The organism is Lentibacillus juripiscarius (assembly GCF_042685205.1).
GTDB classification, from domain to species: domain Bacteria; phylum Bacillota; class Bacilli; order Bacillales; family Amphibacillaceae; genus Lentibacillus; species Lentibacillus juripiscarius.
In genome coordinates, this window is sequence record NZ_JBHUNA010000042.1 from 1 (window position 1) to 17,238 (window position 17,238).

Annotated in this window: 17 protein-coding genes and 1 riboswitch; of the genes, 9 read left to right on the forward strand and 8 right to left on the reverse strand. The window is 47.5% G+C overall.

Features of this window, described 5'->3' with window-relative positions; translation table 11 throughout:
• Nucleotides 1–117: 117 nt before the first annotated feature.
• From ACFSUO_RS15955 to ACFSUO_RS15965, 3 genes are all read right to left on the reverse strand, one after another.
• On the reverse strand, nucleotides 118–639 hold the full coding sequence (locus ACFSUO_RS15955; protein WP_382395921.1) for an acyl-CoA thioesterase: 522 nt from the start codon (nucleotides 637–639) through the stop codon (nucleotides 118–120).
• A 78-nt stretch (nucleotides 640–717) separates the two neighbouring features.
• Nucleotides 718–2,160 (reverse strand): cardiolipin synthase, encoded by a 1,443-nt coding sequence (cls, locus tag ACFSUO_RS15960; RefSeq protein ID WP_382395923.1) that lies wholly within the window; start codon nucleotides 2,158–2,160, stop codon nucleotides 718–720.
• A 36-nt stretch (nucleotides 2,161–2,196) separates the two neighbouring features.
• Nucleotides 2,197–2,349: a hypothetical protein gene (locus ACFSUO_RS15965; RefSeq protein ID WP_382395925.1), complete on the reverse strand. Its 153-nt coding sequence runs from the start codon at nucleotides 2,347–2,349 to the stop codon at nucleotides 2,197–2,199.
• Nucleotides 2,350–2,464: 115 nt separating this feature from the next.
• On the opposite strand from ACFSUO_RS15965, the gene ACFSUO_RS15970 reads away from it, so the two are divergent.
• Together ACFSUO_RS15970 and ACFSUO_RS15975 are read left to right on the forward strand one after the other, a co-directional pair.
• Nucleotides 2,465–2,668, forward strand: a complete 204-nt coding sequence (locus tag ACFSUO_RS15970; protein WP_382396097.1) for a hypothetical protein — start codon at nucleotides 2,465–2,467, stop codon at nucleotides 2,666–2,668.
• Between the two features lie 47 nt (nucleotides 2,669–2,715).
• Nucleotides 2,716–2,880, forward strand: coding sequence for a hypothetical protein (locus ACFSUO_RS15975; protein WP_382395927.1), 165 nt, complete (start codon nucleotides 2,716–2,718; stop codon nucleotides 2,878–2,880).
• Between the two features lie 198 nt (nucleotides 2,881–3,078).
• Here the strand turns inward: ACFSUO_RS15975 and megL are convergent, their stop codons facing one another.
• Nucleotides 3,079–4,296 (reverse strand): methionine gamma-lyase, encoded by a 1,218-nt coding sequence (gene megL, locus ACFSUO_RS15980; RefSeq protein ID WP_382395929.1) that lies wholly within the window; start codon nucleotides 4,294–4,296, stop codon nucleotides 3,079–3,081.
• 104 nt (nucleotides 4,297–4,400) lie between these two features.
• Between megL and ACFSUO_RS15985 the strand changes: the two genes are divergently transcribed.
• From ACFSUO_RS15985 to ACFSUO_RS16010, 6 genes are all read left to right on the forward strand, one after another.
• Nucleotides 4,401–4,913, forward strand: a complete 513-nt coding sequence (locus tag ACFSUO_RS15985) for a hypothetical protein (RefSeq protein WP_382395931.1) — start codon at nucleotides 4,401–4,403, stop codon at nucleotides 4,911–4,913.
• A 216-nt stretch (nucleotides 4,914–5,129) separates the two neighbouring features.
• The gene (gene rarD / locus ACFSUO_RS15990) at nucleotides 5,130–6,032 is read left to right on the forward strand and encodes an EamA family transporter RarD (RefSeq protein WP_382395933.1); all 903 of its coding nucleotides are present in this window, start codon (nucleotides 5,130–5,132) and stop codon (nucleotides 6,030–6,032) included.
• A gap of 73 nt (nucleotides 6,033–6,105) precedes the next feature.
• Nucleotides 6,106–6,215: riboswitch (SAM riboswitch) on the forward strand.
• 126 nt (nucleotides 6,216–6,341) lie between these two features.
• A complete protein-coding gene (locus ACFSUO_RS15995) occupies nucleotides 6,342–8,090 on the forward strand; it encodes a PLP-dependent aspartate aminotransferase family protein (protein ID WP_382395935.1) in 1,749 nt (582 codons plus the stop codon).
• A 108-nt stretch (nucleotides 8,091–8,198) separates the two neighbouring features.
• A complete protein-coding gene (gene metX / locus ACFSUO_RS16000) occupies nucleotides 8,199–9,251 on the forward strand; it encodes a homoserine O-acetyltransferase MetX (protein ID WP_382395937.1) in 1,053 nt (350 codons plus the stop codon).
• Nucleotides 9,252–9,862: 611 nt separating this feature from the next.
• Nucleotides 9,863–10,771 carry an SGNH/GDSL hydrolase family protein gene (locus ACFSUO_RS16005; RefSeq protein WP_382395939.1) on the forward strand — a complete coding sequence of 303 codons (909 nt, stop codon included), beginning with the start codon at nucleotides 9,863–9,865 and terminating at the stop codon, nucleotides 10,769–10,771.
• A 14-nt stretch (nucleotides 10,772–10,785) separates the two neighbouring features.
• Nucleotides 10,786–11,421 (forward strand): YpmS family protein, encoded by a 636-nt coding sequence (locus ACFSUO_RS16010; protein WP_382395941.1) that lies wholly within the window; start codon nucleotides 10,786–10,788, stop codon nucleotides 11,419–11,421.
• A 59-nt stretch (nucleotides 11,422–11,480) separates the two neighbouring features.
• On the opposite strand, the gene ACFSUO_RS16015 is transcribed toward ACFSUO_RS16010, so the two are convergent.
• Together ACFSUO_RS16015 and ACFSUO_RS16020 are read right to left on the reverse strand one after the other, a co-directional pair.
• The gene (locus ACFSUO_RS16015) at nucleotides 11,481–12,470 is read right to left on the reverse strand and encodes a helix-turn-helix transcriptional regulator (protein ID WP_382395943.1); all 990 of its coding nucleotides are present in this window, start codon (nucleotides 12,468–12,470) and stop codon (nucleotides 11,481–11,483) included.
• Between the two features lie 110 nt (nucleotides 12,471–12,580).
• Complete coding sequence (locus ACFSUO_RS16020; RefSeq protein ID WP_382395945.1) at nucleotides 12,581–13,204, reverse strand: hypothetical protein; 624 nt, start codon at nucleotides 13,202–13,204, stop codon at nucleotides 12,581–12,583.
• Between the two features lie 246 nt (nucleotides 13,205–13,450).
• Here ACFSUO_RS16020 and ACFSUO_RS16025 point away from each other — a divergent pair, with 246 nt between their 5' ends.
• Complete coding sequence (locus ACFSUO_RS16025) at nucleotides 13,451–15,073, forward strand: ABC-F family ATP-binding cassette domain-containing protein (RefSeq protein ID WP_382395947.1); 1,623 nt, start codon at nucleotides 13,451–13,453, stop codon at nucleotides 15,071–15,073.
• A 553-nt stretch (nucleotides 15,074–15,626) separates the two neighbouring features.
• Here the strand turns inward: ACFSUO_RS16025 and ACFSUO_RS16030 are convergent.
• Nucleotides 15,627–16,559: an L-threonine 3-dehydrogenase gene (locus tag ACFSUO_RS16030; protein WP_382395949.1), complete on the reverse strand. Its 933-nt coding sequence runs from the start codon at nucleotides 16,557–16,559 to the stop codon at nucleotides 15,627–15,629.
• A 240-nt stretch (nucleotides 16,560–16,799) separates the two neighbouring features.
• A partial coding sequence (locus tag ACFSUO_RS16035; RefSeq protein WP_382395951.1) for an aminotransferase class I/II-fold pyridoxal phosphate-dependent enzyme occupies nucleotides 16,800–17,238 on the reverse strand: 439 nt, incomplete at its 5' end.

Below are 17,238 nucleotides of genomic sequence, written 5' to 3' on the forward strand. Positions count from 1 at the left end.
TAATTATACGTGGTTTCACGATGGCTTTCTATTTATTTAGCTGTTGCATTTCATTTTACAATGAACCTATCATAATGGAAAAAGGGCTATTTTGAAAAGTCAAGCCGGAAAGATAAATTATACATTTTGATTCCAAGGATAATCGGTGCCGAATGTTGCGGCCATTTCTTTGGAGTGCTCCCGCCGCTTCTTCCGCTGTTCAGCACGTTCCGGCGCGGATTCATTCAGCTTTTTTTCCTGGTCGGTTTCCGGATACACCTTTGGAATGGAAGTCGGCTTGCCATCGTCATCAATCGCGACAAACGTCAAAAAGGCTGTCGTGCAGACTTTCCGGCTTCCCGTCAGTAAATTTTCGGTAACTGCCTTGACAAAAACTTCCATCGACGTGGTGTGCGTCCACGTTACAAATGCTTCGACACAGACGGAGTCCCCTTCTTTGACCGGTGCCAGAAAGTCAACAGAATCCGTTGATGCGGTGACAACCAGCTTTCGAGCATGACGGACAGCGGCAATAGCGGCCACATCATCTATATGTGCCATCAGTTTACCCCCGAAAAGTGTCCCATGATTGTTCGTGTCCGGCGGCAGCACGTGTGATGTTTTAATAGCCAGTGAATTTCTGCAAGGTTTCGATTCCATATTTATTCCTCCATGTTCCTATTACCTATTGTTGTGTAATTAGTCTGCACATCCTTGTACGGTTTACTCATTGGATGGCTACAATATCGGCGAAAGCAGCCGTGAAAACGATTCTTTGAAACGAATGCCCAGCGAACGTTTCACGTACAGTTTCTTTGTCATTTGCGTGGAAACGGCAATGTCTTCTTTGAATGCCGCGAGTAGCCGCTCCGACAATCCCTGATCATATAAAAAGGCGTTTACTTCAAAATTGAGCCGGAAACTGCGTACATCAATATTGGCTGTGCCAACGGAGGCAATTTTTCCATCCACAATGATGGTCTTGGCGTGCAGAAACCCATTCTGGTAAATATACACTTCTGCCCCGGCGTTAAGCAGATCCCCGACATAGGACATCGTCGCCCAATAGACGAACGGATGGTCCGGCTTGTTGGGGATCATAACTTTCACATCGACTCCCGACAAAGACGCAATCCGCAGTATATCCTGCAGGCTGTCATCCGGAATGAAATACGGCGTCTGGATGTACACATATTCTTTTGCCGACATAATCATCTTAATATAGCCATTCTTAATCTGCTCCCAGTCGGAATCCGGCCCGCTGGAAACAATCTGTACCCCGACATCACCACACGGTTCATGATCATAATAGCGATCCGCATACATAATATCATTGCGGGATGCCTGGTTCCAGTCGAGAATGAAGCGTGTCTGCATATTTGCCACCGCATCGCCGCATATACGCAAATGCGTATCACGCCAATAGCCAAACCGCTTATTATGCCCGAGGTACTCATCACCAATATTAAACCCGCCGATGTAGCCAATTTTCCCGTCCATAATGGCCAATTTCCGGTGATTCCGGTAATTGATTTTCAGATTGACTTTCGGTATCTTCGGCGGAAAGAAGGACTCAATCTCAATACCCGCTTTGCGCATGCGGTTCAGATACTTCCTGCTTATTCTCCGCGAGCCCATATCATCAAACAGCACCCGCACTTCCACTCCTTGTCTGGCCTTTCTGATCAGAATATCGGCAATTTTTCTGCCTAATTGATCATGCCGGAGAATATAGTACAGGAGGTGGATATGGTCCTCCGCACGGTCCAGGTCCTCCAATAGTGCAGCAAACTTCTCTTCCCCATCAGTGAAAATCCGGACACTGTTATCCTGTGTGAAAATGGCATCATCATTGCGCAAATGCAAATAAAAAAGATCCTTGTACGCGGACAGCCCCCGATGTTTAAATGGAAACTCATCCTCTTCCATCGCGCGCAGCTGTTCCTGCACAGCCTTTTTCACACCGAGCTTGCTTTTCGTATCCCACGTAAAAATACGCTCGCCGCTGATGCGTCTCCCAAAAATTAAATATAAAATGAATCCGGCAATCGGGATGAACATGAGCACCATCAGCCACGCCCATGTTGCAGTCGCATCCTTGCGCTCCAGAAAAATAATTGTCAGTGCCAAGGCAATATTAAATACAAGAATGCACCCTAAAAACAGTGACCAGAATCCCACAGACAAAACCTCACTTTATCAGCAATCCCATCACCCTTAATATAGCATAATTTTCCTCTCTACTGTAATCCGGCAATGGTCTTCTTCTAGCGTATGCACCTTTACCGCATCATACCCGCCGGAAAGCATCCCGAAACAGAAATAACATACCAATTGGTCCTGGGTGGAATTCACAAGGTATTGCTCCATTGAAAAAAACAGGTTCTAAAGTCGGCGTGGCAAGTTACTTTGTGTTGGTTTATAATTTTTCCTATAGAGATTGTTTAACAATGGTCTGGTTTTGTTTAAATCAAACAGGGGGGGAATGCTTTTGATTAGCATCTTGGCAAGCATATATGAATTATCTATAGCAATACTGCTGTTGTGTTCGTTTTTTCATGTTAGACATTTGAAAAAAACGAAACGTGAACGAAAACTCTCATCCTTTGAATTTGCAATGTATCTCATAACTCAAATTGCAATTTTTCTGTGGATAGGCAGTTTTCTCCTTCTTGAATATGGAGTATAATATGGTTAACGGTAGCACTTAATCGGTAAAAGGTTGGAGGTGAGCTTATGAATATCATTGCTAATCAGGATAAGGTTGGTACTTCTACGTTTGACCTTTATTTATTTAAAATTTTATACCTGCTAAGCTTTAAAAAGTCCAAATGGCTAAAGAAACAAATCAATCAAATTATTACGGACCTCGAGACTGTTAAAAATGGAAAAATGTTTTAACTTTTAGAGTCTGAATGGTTTAAAGTATCGGCACGTTGAATAAGAAGCTGAAAAAACGCTCAGAATTACATCTAATTACATCTAAGCGTTTTTATTTTTACTACTTCTGTTATTGATCTGCTGTAAGCACTAGCATTTTTCTTATCCAGAGCTGAAAGGCGTTAATCTTGTACAGGCGCCTGCACCTTGAGGTGGGGTTTATTCCTTTACAGTTGTATATGTTCCTGCTGTTTGCAGTTGATTCAATGCCTGTTCCAAATCAGCCCAGACATCCACCCAAGCCTCAAGACCGACCGATAAGCGAATCAGCTGGTCACTGATGCCCATTTCCGTGCGTGATGCTTCCGGAACAACCGCATGGGTCATCGTAGCCGGATGCTGAATCAATGTTTCCGCATCCCCAAGACTGACAGCAATTTTGATGAAGTTCAGGCTGTTCAGCAGTTGCTGTGCCTCCGCTTTTGTCCCGTCGATTTCAAACGACAGAACACCGCCGCCGCGTTTCATCTGCTTTTGCCGGATCGGATAATCAGGATGCGTGTCATCATTCGGATAATAGACACGAGCCACTTTCGGATGCTGACGGAGCCGCTCGAACATTTTCTCCGCATTATCACAATGCCGGTCCAGCCGAATCGGCAATGTTTTCAGCCCGCGGATCAGCAGCCATGCATCAAATGGGGCCATCACACCGCCAATATCTTTTAGCGTCGTCATCGCCACCTCATCGAGAAAGTCCTTTTTCCCGACAGCGACCCCGGCAATGACGTCCCCGTGCCCGCCAATGTATTTGGTAGCACTGTGCAGAACGACATCACAGCCCAAATCAAGCGGCCGCTGCAAATACGGGGATGAAAATGTATTATCGACGACCACCGGGATATTATATTCGTGTGCAACCTCGGCTACCATTTCCAAGTCGATCAGCTTCATCGTCGGGTTGATTGGCGTCTCGACATAGATGCACGCTGTTTCAGACTTGATATGTGAGCGAATCTCCTCTTTCGTGCGCATGTCGGAAAAGTCATGCGTTATATTGTACTTCTCCTCCATCATCGTCAGAAGTCCAAACGTGCACCCATACAAACCTGACGAACATAAAATATGATCATTTGCCTTTGTGAGCGCAATCAGAATTGCCGAAACAGCCGCCATTCCTGAACCGAATGCCAGCCCGCGCTCCCCATTTTCCAGTGCCGCCATTTTCTCCTCCAGAACTGAGACCGTTGGATTGCCCAGCCGTGAATAAATATAACCATCCTCCATTCCGGCAAAACGGCGCTCCCCCTGCTCCGCTGTTTCAAACGTGAACGTCGATGTCTGGAACAAAGGACTTGAGAGACTCCCCAGCATATAGTCCGGATTATAGCCATCATGGATAACAGACGTTTCAAAATACTTATCGTTATTCGCCATCGCCAAAATACCTCCCTGTTTGAAATCTGAAAACTAACAACCTTCTATACTATTATCATATTCCATTTGCCAGTAATTTGAAAGCGTTTTTTCTACTGAGGGTGATGAAAAAGATACTGTTTGAATTGGGAGGGTGTCCGATAGCAGGGTTATCCATTTATTCGTGGGGGTATCGACCTATTTGCGGAGATTATCAACCCGAATGCGGGAGATATCAACCGGTTCGCGCAGGATATCAACCGGTCGCCCGCAAGTATCAACCCGTTCACGGAAGAATCAACCGGAATGCGGGAGATATCAACCGGTTTGCGCGGAATATCGACCGGTTGCTGCCGAGAATCAACCCGTTTACGAGAGAATCAACCGGAATGCGGGAGATATCAACCGGTGCGCATGAGATATCGACCGGTCGCCCGCAAGTATCGACCCGTTTACGAGAGAATCAACCGGAATGCGGGATATATCAACCGGTTCGCGCAGGATATCGACCGGTCACCCGCAAGTATCAACTAGTTTACGGAAGAATCAACCCGAATGCGGGAAATATCAACCGGTCGCCCGCAAGTATTAACCAGTTTGTAAGTATCAACCTTAAAGCAAAGCTATCATCCCATTAGCGCAAGTATCTTTCACTATGCCGCAAAAAAAGTGCCAGGAACCATTCCACAAAAATATGCTCCCATTGCAGTGCATCATAATTGCCTTTTTTCAAAATAGATTCTAAAATTGGCTTATTTACAAACACACGACAGCCTGTTTGCTGCGCAAAAAAGACAGCTCATCAGCGCTGCACTCATTAAGTTTTAATCATTTGAATAAAGGGGGTTCCCGAGATGAACCAGGCAAACAAAATAGGCATTTTGTATGCGACAGGTGCGTATATTTTGTGGGGATTTTTGCCGATTTATTGGAAACTGCTGGATGCGGTTTCGGCCGGTGAAATACTTGCTCATCGTATCATTTGGTCATTTGTCTTTATGATTATTGTTGTATTATCTGTAAGGAAATGGAGGCCGTTCATCCATGAATGTAAAGTCATTCTGAGAGATAAAAAGAAACTGATCGGTATCTCGCTGGCATCGGTCGTTATCAGTATGAACTGGCTCACCTACATCTGGGCGGTGAATAATGATCACGTCATTCAGGCCAGTCTCGGTTATTACATTAACCCGCTTGTCAGTATCCTGCTGGGAATGGTCGTGCTCAAGGAAACACTGACACGGCGGCAAATTTTTTCATTCATTTTGGCCGCAATCGGCGTCATTAACCTGACTGTCAGTTTCGGGGTATTTCCATGGGTCTCCATTCTGTTGGCATTGACGTTTGCTTTATACGGGCTGCTGAAAAAAACGGTGGATATCAGCGCCATGTTCGGGCTGACGGTTGAAACGATCATCGTTACTCCGCTGGCGCTATTGTATCTGTTTCTATTCAGTGGGGAGTCTCTATCGGGCGCTGTTATGTTTTCCGGTACAGGGCTTTTGCTGATTGGTGCGGGTGTGGCAACAGCTGTGCCCTTGCTTCTGTTTGCGTTCGGAGCAAAAGAGATTCCATTATCGATGATTGGCTTTTTGCAGTATATTGCTCCGACCATCATGCTTATCCTCGGTGTGTTTGTGTACAGGGAAACGTTCTCCACAGCACACTTGTTATCATTTGTGCTCATTTGGATTGCTTTGATCCTGTATATGGGTGCAACCTATCGCAGGCCAGTGCGGCGTCAGGCAGGAAATTAACTTTTTTCAATTTTCCTGTTGACTTTCAGATGAACACATGTATATAATGTTCATTAAATTAATACAATTTCATCTCTTATCAAGAGCGGTGGAGGGATAGGCCCTGCGAAGCCCGGCAACCGGCAAGATTTGTCTTGCAAGGTGCTAAATCCTACAGGTCAGTAGAGATCTGGAAGATAAGAGGAGGACGGTTTCAAACACAAAGCCCTCTTCTCTTATGGAAGGGGGCTTTTTCATTTCTCCTCTTCCTCCAGACGAAATGGAACAGGTTCAAAAATAAAGTACGTAACCCAAAAGGAGGAATTTTTTATGACAAACTTTCATCTGCACAATCAGGAAACACAATTTCTGCATGGCGGGCAGGAGCCGGATCCGGCAACAGGGTCACGGGCGGTGCCAATCTATCAGACGACATCCTATGTATTCAGGGACTCCGAGCACGCGCAAAATCTGTTCGGATTAGCGGAACCGGGAAACATTTACACTCGTATCGGCAACCCGACGATTGACGCATTCGAACAGCGGATAGCACTTCTGGAAGACGGATCAGCTGCAGTGGCTACCTCTTCCGGCATGGCGGCCATTACGCTTTCGATTCTGAATATCGCAGGCAGCGGTGATGAGATCATTGCCGACAGCAATCTGTATGGCGGCACGTACAACCTTTTCGCGAACACGCTGCCAAAATACGGGATCGATGTTATTTTTGTCGATGGAACGGACCCGGATGAAATCCAAAATGCCATCACTGACAAAACGAAAGCTATTTTTGGCGAAATCATCACGAACCCGAGTCTGAATGTGCTCGACATCGAGACAATTGGCAGTATCGCCCATGACCACGGTATTCCACTGATTATTGATAATACATTTGCAACACCATATGTCACCAAACCGCTCACATGGGGCGCTGACATTGTCGTCCACTCTGCAACAAAATGGATTGGCGGTCACGGAACAGCCATCGCCGGTGTTGTTGTTGACGGCGGACGATTCAACTGGGCCAATGGCAAATTCCCGGGATTAACTGAACCGGATGAGAGCTATCATGGCCTGCGGTATGTCGACGTTGAACCAGCTGCATTTGCGACGAAATTAAGAGTCCAGATGCTGCGTGACATCGGTGCCTGCTTAAGTCCGCAAAATGCCTTTCTGCTGCTTCAGGGATTGGAGACGCTCCATCTGCGCATCGAACGTCATAACCAAAATGCGGAAAAAGTTGCTGCTTACTTGCAGGCGCATCCAGCCGTGGAATGGGTCAATTACCCTGGCTTGAAAGACCATCCGTCCCATGAAATGGCCAAAAAATATTTGCAGAATGGATATGGCTCGATTATTACATTTGGCATTAAAGGCGGACGTGACGCCGGAAGAAAATTGATTGACAACATCACACTCTGGTCACACGTTGCCAATGTTGGTGATGCCAAATCACTAATTATTCACCCGGCTTCAACGACCCACCAGCAGCTTAGTGATAAGGATCTTGTCAAAAGCGGTGTAACGGAAGAACTTGTCCGTCTGGCAATTGGACTGGAATCAACCGAAGACACGCTGGCAGATCTTGATCAGGCCATCGCCAAAGCAACCGGTGAAGCGCCAACCATCAAGACAACTGAAGATGACGCGATCAGCTGGCTTCTTTCATCACCGTTTGACAGGGCCGATGGAGGGCTCCGTAAAAAAACGATCGCTGTTATTGAAAAAGGTGAAACGGATAGTGCGTCCCGTCAGGCCAAACAGCTGGAGCAGCTCGGATTCCAAATCGTTCGTATCGAGACAACCAGCGCCGATGCAGCAGCCAGCATCGAATTGCCGGAAACTCCTGCAACAATTGATGCTGTCCTGACTTCAGACGCGTCGCTGGCACCAGAACTAATTGACCAGCTGGCGCAAAAAGGTGGCAGCATTCTGTGGACTGTCCAGCCCCAGCCAGCTGCGGAAACCGTTGATAAAGCCACTGCAGCAGGCATCACCGTTATTTCCGGTAAAGATGCTTTTGAAGAAGCCGCACGCCTGCGCAGCGGCAATGCCCAGCAAGTAGTTGTCAACGTTTGATATAGGTATAGGCCCGTCCGTTTGTCTTCATCGGATGATGATGGGCAAACGGTATGCGGGCCGGCTTTTGTACGGAAATTAATTTGGTGAAAAAGGAGCGGGTCACAGATGAACAACACGGCCACCAGGATGCAAACGGGAAGCATTTCCATTGGTCCTTTCCAGACAGAATCAGGCGACACGATTGCTGATGTTACGATGGCTTACGAACGGAGCGGACCGGCTGACGCACCTGTTATTCTGGTATGCCATGCACTGACAGGCAACCATCTGGCTATTGGCACCGAGACCAATCCCGGCTGGTGGAGCGGGCTGATTGGATCTGACAAACCGATTAATACAGACCATTATCGGGTGCTGACCCTCAATGTCCTTGGCGGCTGTGACGGATCAACTGGACCCGCTTCTACTAACCCGAGAACCGGCAGCGCCTATGCGTGTGACTTTCCCCCGATTACCGTTAGGGATATGGTCCATGCACAGCATCAGGCAATGAAAAAGCTTGGTATCACAGAAGCCGAAGCGGTCATCGGCGGATCGCTCGGCGGTATGCAAGTACTGGAATGGGGCCTTCTCTATCCAAACTTCATGGAAAAACTCATTGTCCTTGCAGCAACACCGGTTTTCTCTGACTATGGCATCGCCTTCAACCATATCGCCAGTACTGCTATCAGGCAGGACCCAAACTGGCAAAGTGGTCATTACGATGCAGTGAACGGGCTTGCTGTCGCCCGGATGGTTGGCATGGTCACGTACCGAAGTCCGGATCTTTTCAGGGCGCGGTTCGGCCGAAAACAGACCGACGATGCATTTGACGTGAGCACTTATTTGGATTATCAGGGGCAAAAACTGATTAGCCGGTTTGATCCCAATAGCTACCTTACATTGCTGGAGGCGATGAACAATCATGATATCGGAGGCGGCCGCGGCGGCTGGAAACAAGCGGCCAAACAGCTGCACCAGCCAACACTTGTCATGAGCTTTGACAAAGATCTCGTCTATGAACCCCCCGTCATCAAGCAGTTATCCAATGAATTGCCTAACAGCACCTATCATCATATTCAGACAGATTTTGGCCACGACGGCTTCCTGACTGAATTTGATAAGTGGGGGTCGCTTATCCGTTCCTTTTTGAAAAGTGAAACCGTATCAGCCTATTAAGATTGCTTTTACAGCCGCATCTGTAATTAGAAAAGAGCTATTGTACGTAACACCGTGCAAAGCTCCTTTTTTAATTGAAATGATTACAGTCGCATTAAAAAAGGCTGTGAGATATCGTCCGATTTGTGGCATGAATCAACTGGTCGGCGCAGGATATCAACACGTGCCCCGGATATATCAACCCGTAAACGTTTTAATCAACCGTCAGCGACATGAATCAACCCGTCGGCAGCTACGATCAACCCCAGAGCACGGAAGCATTAATCTGTTCCAACTTTTGACTGCCTTCTAATCCCGTCCGCCATCCGGACCGACCAGCATCCGCCTTCGTGAAAGGGCGGATGTGTATGTTGGGGCATAGGATATATCGGGGATTATTTTTACTATGCAGCATGGTATAATGAAAGAAACGGATAAATAATACTGGTAGTAACCGTTTAAATACAAGCATCCACCCAAGCTCCAAATCACTAATTTCTTTACGGCAGGAGAAGACAGCTGGCACACTATAACATAGCCTCACCAGCTGCGTCAGGAAAGACTTGGCGCCAATTCCTTATTTGCAAACCTGGTGCCGGCAGCAAGGATTATACAGCATAGGTGTGAAACGTATGAACAAGAAGCAATTCGGTATTTTTTTTAGTTTATTAGTTCTTGTCGCGGGCGTCTTTCTGCTGTGGCAGCAGCCGGAAAGCCCGATCAGTCCGAATGCGGATACCAGCACGCAGAAAGAACAAAAAGCAGATGAAGCCGAACAAGACGAATCGGACAATAAAACCGTTCAAGCGCAGGATGAAGAGCCTGACGAAACAACTAAGGAGCCGGTCTCCCAGCTGCAGGAACTGCTAAACGAGGCTGTTCAGCGCACGATGGACTTTTTCACAAAAGAAGAAATGCATGTAACCGCGATTGGTGACTCACTGACACAAGGCGTCGGGGATGACGTCGTGGAAGGCGGGTATGTCGGCATTCTGGAAGGCAAAATCAACCAGAACAAGCAGCTCGTCTCCTTCGATAATTACGGGAAGCGCGGCAATCGATCCGATCAGCTTTTAAAGCGTCTGGATAAACCGGAAATTGAACAATCCATCAAAAGGGCGGACATTATCCTGATCACGATTGGCGCCAACGACATTATGCAAGTACTGAAGCAAAATTTCACCAGCCTGGAGATGAGCGACTTCGAACAGCCACAGGAGACGTACAAAAGACAGCTTCAGGAGATTTTTCAGACGATGAAGGATCTGAATGACGATGCGGCTATTTACCTGATTGGGTTTTATAACCCGTTCGGGCGCTACTTTCAGGACATTGAAGAACTTAATACAATCGTTAAAAATTGGAATCAGACAGGGGAAACGGTCACATCCCAATTTAAGCAAACGAATTTTATCCCGATAGCCGATTTGTTTAACACGACAGATGGCGATGACGACTTACTCGCGGATGATCATTTCCATCCTAATCACCGGGGCTATCAATTGTTTGCCAGACGCGTACTGGATTATATCACCGATTAGAAGGGGTGCAGGCATTGCCGAAAGATAAAAAGACAAAAAATACATGGAAGCGGCTGTTTTTCTGGCTGTGCGGCGCGAACGCACTCATTTTCCTATTTATTGCCGCGTTGCTGTTCTGGCCTGTTCCCGAAACGGATACACCTGAGCCCGAAAAGGAAGACAGCAGCCGCAGTTCCGAATTCGTCGTCCGTACAACCAAGCAGAATTTGAATGAACTCGTGAATGCCTATATCGATAAACTGCTGGAAGAAAGCAGCCACCATTATCGAGTGACACTGGATGATGATGTGAAATTGGTCGGGGAGCTCCCTGTATTTTCCTCTTCTGTCCCGGTATCCGTTCATCTGGAGCCATTCGTGCAGGAAAATGGGGATGTCATCCTGAAGCAAAAATCCATCTCCGTCGGACAGCTCCAGCTTCCTAACAAAAAAATTATGGAGTATTTAAAGAAGTACTTGCCGATGCCGGAATGGGTGACAGTCGACCCGGCGAATGAAGAAATCTATGTAGCCGTAACCGATATGCAGATCAAGAGTAACTTTCGGATCAGTGTAGAGCACTTTGACCTGGAAGCCAACAATCTGTCCTTTAAAATCGACGTGCCTTACGAATCATTGGGGATCGAATTGGAGAGCGGACACACCGAATAATACATTTGGTTAAGTGCACAGGGCCCCCGACATACAGGGCCGGCCCTTCCCTTAGCGCTTCACTCCCCGGCATACATATCCTGCATCCTGTTTATCTGTTCCCGGACACGCTCGGCAAGATGATCTGGCGAGAGAACTTTGGCACGGTCACCCCACGTCAGTATCCAGCTGATGAGCCCATCGGACAGTTTGGCCTTCGTTGACAGGACAAAATGCTCATCATCAAGCTCCCGGATATCCGCATCATATCCAAGCTTGTCCAGCACAACATTTATCAGCTCATTATGGAAACGGATTTTGATCCACATCTCCTCCCCGGCAAACATGTGAAAACTTTGACTTACATACTCCTGCAAGTCGAAATCCCGCTTTTTGAACGTTTCGTCACTTACACGTATGTTGCGGATCCGGTCAAGGCGATAGTGCCGAATTTCGTCGTTATCCTGGAATAGGCCGATTAAATAGTAATAATCGTTTTGCCAGATGAGCGCATATGGCTCCACATGATAAATCATCCCGTCCCGATGGTAGACAAATTCCTTTTTCACGTTAAATTTTCCGTACTGGTACGTAAGCACTTTGCCTTCCGATATTGCCCGGTGCACACGGTCAATATTCAGCTTGACCAGTTCATAATCCATGTTGGACGATTGACTGAACAAAATCGGCTCAGGCAATGTTTTGGCAATCGGCCTGCTTGTCAGTTCTTTTACCTTTTGGATTAACTTTTTCTTTTCATTGGTCGTAATGAAACGGGCGGACAGAATCGCATCAATAATCAGCCGCAGCTGGTATGTCTCGAATAAACGCGACTGGTGGCTATAGAGGGTCTTGCCAAACTTCCCCGTATTGCGGACAATTTCAAAGTCCATGTCATCAAGTGTAGCCAGATCACGCTTGACGGTCCGCCGGTCAAATACCGCCCGCTCCCCCATCGTCTGCCGCAGCTTATCAATCAGTTCGTCAATGCCAAGCTCATTCCACTCATCCGTATTGTTGAATAGTATTTCACGCAATTGCAGCAGACGGTAGTTGTTTGCCCGTTCCATCGTCTTTCACCTCTAAATTCTTGTTCAAAGTCTTTTCAGCAGCAGCTCCGGGTTTAACCCAGTTGGGGCCTGCTGAAAAAAGAAGCTTCACCCCTACTGTAAGCTTCCTTTTAACGGATGACAAGCCGCTTGATTTTTTTAGTCAGTGGCGTCACCATTGTTTTCTTGTCTGGCGTACCTGCATCTGTTTGTTGTGGTGATCGCCACCCATTGTGCCAATAGTCAGCAAGGCGCCCCTCATATACCAGCCGCATACCTTTATGATTCCGGATGTCTGTCGGTGTCATGAAACAAGCTGGTTTGGAGAAATTTACCGCTGTGGCATCCAAAAGAACCGTTGCAACGAACTGTGAACAGAATAAAGCATTGTCCCGGCGCAGTCTAATCTGCAGCAACACACCGAACAGCCCAATGAAATTATATTTATAATGGCGTTTATTTTTCTCAATTTCGGCAATCCGTTTTTTCACCCGCTGGCAATCTTCTTCCGTCAGTACATAGGCATACAGCGCACAGTCCGAGCTGCTTAGGAAACTACTCTGGACATCCTCCTTCACGAACCCGCCAATAAATGGATTGCGTGGGCGCTTCCTGCCAAAGCTATATACCTCCCGCAATTCCGGATCAAACGTGATGGAAACATGATTTAACGGCTGACGTGTAACGAAATTAATCACCCGGGCCAAGCAAGTACCGGTATCCGTGAAAAGTAAATAAACGGTTTTCGAACTCATCGCCTTCCCCCTTCATCATGATAGCGCCTCTTGGTTCCAACCATTAAAGGCAGTTTTCCTAATTGTTTCATATAATCGAAAAAATGAATAGTCTTTTTTTCGACATTCATGCGATAAAGCTGGTTTTCTATCGGAGGAAGTGCCGGACTCTTTAAGGATGTGGCTCAAACCATGTGTATACGTTGACGAATTGGCTTAAATTTCGTACGCTTACATTGATTCTATTTTTTTGGAGGACGTTGACGCATGATAACTGTGAATAATGTAAGTTTGCGATATGGCGATAAGAAACTGTTCGAAGATGTCAATCTGAAATTCACCCCCGGCAATTGCTATGGGGTCATTGGCGCAAATGGTGCCGGCAAGTCAACTTTTCTGCGGGTGCTCTCCGGTGAAGTGGATCCACAATCCGGCAATGTATCCGTGACACCGGGTGAACGGATGGCTGTATTGAAACAGGACCACTTCGCATTTGAAGAATACGATGTGCTGGAAACAGTCCTGATGGGGCATGAACAATTGTATAAAGTCAAACAAGAAAAAGACGCCATTTACATGAAGCCTGACTTTTCCGAAGAGGATGGCATGCGCGCTGCCGAGCTTGAGGGCGAATTTGCCGAAATGAACGGCTGGGAAGCGGAATCCGATGCAGCTGTTCTTCTAAAGGGGCTTGGGCTTGATGAATCCCTGCATACGGCAAAAATGGCCGACCTGCCTGAGGAGCACAAAGTAAAAGTATTGCTCGCTCAAGCTCTCTTTGGCACCCCGGAAATTCTGCTTCTCGATGAGCCGACAAACGGGCTTGATATCCATGCCATCCAGTGGCTGGAGGAATTTTTGATTAACTATGAGAACACGGTCATTGTTGTATCCCATGACCGCCACTTTTTAAACAAGGTATGCACACACATTGCCGATGTTGACTATGGCAAAATTGAAATTTACGTCGGCAACTATGATTTCTGGTACGAATCCAGCCAGCTCGCTCAAAAAATGGCACAAGAAGAGAATAAGAAGAAGGAAGAGAAAATTAAAGAACTCAAAACCTTCATCGAGCGCTTCAGCGCCAACGCGTCCAAGTCGCGCCAAGCAACCTCACGGAAAAAGCTCCTGGACAGCATTACGCTCGATGACATTAAACCATCATCACGGCGGTATCCGTATATTGCATTCACGCCGGAGCGGGAAATCGGCAATGATCTATTGATTGTCGAAGGACTGACCAAATCCATCAACGGCAAAAAAGTGCTCGACAATGTCAGCTTTACATTAAATAAGGATGATAAAGTTGCATTCGTAGGAAAAAATGACATTGCCAAGACGACGCTGTTCGAAATTTTGATGGGCAACATGGAACCGGATGCCGGCACGTACAAATGGGGGGTAACGACTTCCCAATCGTACTTCCCGCGGGATAATTCCGCCTACTTTGACGGGAATGACCTGCCATTGGTCGACTGGCTGCGGCAATATTCACCGGAAGACGAGACCGAGACATTCCTGCGCGGTTTCCTTGGCCGCATGCTATTTTCAGGCGAACAGGCACTGAAGAAAGCAAGTGTCCTGTCCGGTGGTGAGCGCGTCCGCTGCATGCTGTCGAAAATGATGCTGTCGAACGCCAACGTGCTGGTTCTGGATGAGCCGACCAACCATCTCGACCTGGAATCCATCACGTCGTTGAACAACGGCCTGAAAAAATTCAAAGGCTCCATTTTGTTCACGTCACATGACCATGAGTTCATTCAAACGATTGCCAACCGGCTGATTGAAATCACACCAAACGGCATCGTGGATAAAGAAATGAGCTATGACGAGTATATTGCAGACAAAGAGCTGCAAGAAAAGGTAGAAGCGATGTATACAGCATAAGTGCATCTGGCTCGATTATTGCTGGGTGTTGAGTAGGAGAAGGAAATCGGCTGGCCAGCCGATTTCTTCTTTTTAGGTTGGCTTGGTTCGGCGGGGCCGTCGCGCGACTTTTGGGCCGGACCGCGCGACTTTTTCGGTTTTCGCGCGACTTTCGGCTCGGGACGCGCGACTTTTTTGGTTTTCGCGCGACTTTTGGGCCGAGACGCGCGACTTTTTTGGTTTTCGCGCGACTTTCGGTTCGGGACGCGCGACTTTTTTGGTTTTCGCGCGACTTTCGGGCCGGGCCGCGCGACTTTTGGGCCGAGGCGCGCGAGTTTTTCGGTTTTCGCGCGACTTTTGGGCCGAGACGCGCGAGTTTCTTGGTTTTCGCGCGACTTTTGGCGGGCGTCGCTCGATTTGGCTCCGCTCTCGCTCGTTTTGGCACTGCTCTCGCTCGATTCAACGCTAAATCACTCCATTCGGACCCGAACCCAACCCGGGACAAGGAACCCGTCCCCGACCCCAACAAAAAAACGTTCCCTCCGGCTAGTGAGGGAACGTTTTTCTATAAATCTTATTTCGTGCATAGTTTTTCGAGCATGTCTGCTGTCATTTTGTCGAGATCATATTCTGCCTGGAAGCCCCATTCTTTGGCGGCTGCTGTGGAATCGAGGTTGTCTGGCCAGCTTTCGGCAATTCGCTGGCGGACTGGATCCACATCGTAATCTAGCGTAAAGTCTGGTATATGCTTTTGGATAGCTTTTTCAAAATCCTCCGGTGCTGCGGATACGGAAGAAATATTATAGGCGTTCCGGTACACGAGCTTGTCCGGATCTGCCTCCATCAGCTTGATAATTGCCTGCAATGCATCCGGCATGTACATCATATCCATGTAAGTGCCGGCATCGATATACGACGTGTACTGCCGGTTGCGGACTGCTTCATAATAAATTTCAACGGCGTAATCGGTCGTTCCTCCGCCGGGTGGTGTTTCATAGGAAATGAGCCCCGGATACCGGACACCGCGGGTATCCACCCCATAACGGTAGTAGTAATAATCACACAATAATTCACCGGCAACCTTATTCACACCATACATCGTCGTTGGGCGCATGATGGTTTCCTGTGGTGTTCCTTTTTTCGGGGTGGTTGGACCAAATGCGCCGATGGAACTTGGTGTGAAAAATTGCAGATTAAGCTCTCTGGCAACTTCCAGCGCATTCATCAGCCCACCCATATTCAAATCCCAAGCGAGCTTCGGATTCGCTTCGGCTTTGGCTGATAACAGCGCGGCCAGGTGCATAATCGTGTCGACATTATGTTTTTCCGCTGCATCATATAATGCTTTTCCATCCGTGACATCAAGCGTTTCAAACGGGCCTTCTTCCGCCTGCCCTTCCCGGATGTCTGATGCAATGATGTTCGCTGTTCCGTATTGCTGACGTAATGTTGTAACCAGCTCAGATCCAATTTGTCCCCGAGCTCCTGTAACAAGTATTTTCTTCATAACGTTTCCCCTTACTGTTTCTTCCGCTGCAAATTCTATCTGATGTCTCTGTTTAAAGGTTGTTCAAAAAGTCCGGTAAAATGACACTTCGATGGAGGACCTTCGACTAAATACCGACACGTCCTGTATCGAACGTCGAAGTCACCACATGCTTTGGAAGTCCGCTACTCAGGAGCTACGCTGCCACGAACTTATCAGGCACCCGTTCGCTGAAAAACAGCGGACACCGGCTTCTTTAACTTATATAACGCCCAATTCTTTACCAATCTTTTCATAAACGGCTAATGCTTCATCGAGCATTTCCTTCGTGTGGGCAGCTGTCGGCATGTTGCGCACACGGCCTGTTCCACGCGGCACGGTTGGGAATACAATGGATTTGGCGTAAACTCCCTCTTCATTCAGCCGCTTACTAAATTGCTGTGTCGCGTTTTCGTCGCCGATAATGCATGGCGTGATCGGTGTTTCACTGTCTCCGATATCGAAGCCGAGCTTTCTCAGCCCGTCCTTCAGATAGTTGCTGTTTTCCCATAGTTTTTCATTCAAATCAGTGGATTCCATCAGCAATTCGACTGCTTTCGTGCTTGCTGCAGCGTCTGCTGGTGATACTGCTGTCGAGAACAGGAATGGCCGTGAGCGGACTTTCAGCCAGTCAATCAATTCCGCTTTGCCGGCAACATAC

What these genes read in the sequence shown, in the direction of transcription:
- ACFSUO_RS16020 (WP_382395945.1), bottom strand. Translation starts at nt 13,204, where the DNA reads ATGAGTTCGAAAACCGTTTATTTACTTTTCACGGATACCGGTACTTGC.
- ACFSUO_RS15970 (WP_382396097.1), top strand. Translation starts at nt 2,465, where the DNA reads ATGCTTTTGATTAGCATCTTGGCAAGCATATATGAATTATCTATAGCA.
- megL (WP_382395929.1), bottom strand. Translation starts at nt 4,296, where the DNA reads ATGGCGAATAACGATAAGTATTTTGAAACGTCTGTTATCCATGATGGC.
- ACFSUO_RS16015 (WP_382395943.1), bottom strand. Translation starts at nt 12,470, where the DNA reads ATGGAACGGGCAAACAACTACCGTCTGCTGCAATTGCGTGAAATACTA.
- ACFSUO_RS15985 (WP_382395931.1), top strand. Translation starts at nt 4,401, where the DNA reads ATGAAAAAGATACTGTTTGAATTGGGAGGGTGTCCGATAGCAGGGTTA.
- ACFSUO_RS15955 (WP_382395921.1), bottom strand. Translation starts at nt 639, where the DNA reads ATGGAATCGAAACCTTGCAGAAATTCACTGGCTATTAAAACATCACAC.
- ACFSUO_RS16005 (WP_382395939.1), top strand. Translation starts at nt 9,863, where the DNA reads ATGAACAAGAAGCAATTCGGTATTTTTTTTAGTTTATTAGTTCTTGTC.
- rarD (WP_382395933.1), top strand. Translation starts at nt 5,130, where the DNA reads ATGAACCAGGCAAACAAAATAGGCATTTTGTATGCGACAGGTGCGTAT.
- metX (WP_382395937.1), top strand. Translation starts at nt 8,199, where the DNA reads ATGAACAACACGGCCACCAGGATGCAAACGGGAAGCATTTCCATTGGT.
- ACFSUO_RS15975 (WP_382395927.1), top strand. Translation starts at nt 2,716, where the DNA reads ATGAATATCATTGCTAATCAGGATAAGGTTGGTACTTCTACGTTTGAC.
- ACFSUO_RS15965 (WP_382395925.1), bottom strand. Translation starts at nt 2,349, where the DNA reads ATGGAGCAATACCTTGTGAATTCCACCCAGGACCAATTGGTATGTTAT.
- ACFSUO_RS16030 (WP_382395949.1), bottom strand. Translation starts at nt 16,559, where the DNA reads ATGAAGAAAATACTTGTTACAGGAGCTCGGGGACAAATTGGATCTGAG.
- ACFSUO_RS15995 (WP_382395935.1), top strand. Translation starts at nt 6,342, where the DNA reads ATGACAAACTTTCATCTGCACAATCAGGAAACACAATTTCTGCATGGC.
- ACFSUO_RS16025 (WP_382395947.1), top strand. Translation starts at nt 13,451, where the DNA reads ATGATAACTGTGAATAATGTAAGTTTGCGATATGGCGATAAGAAACTG.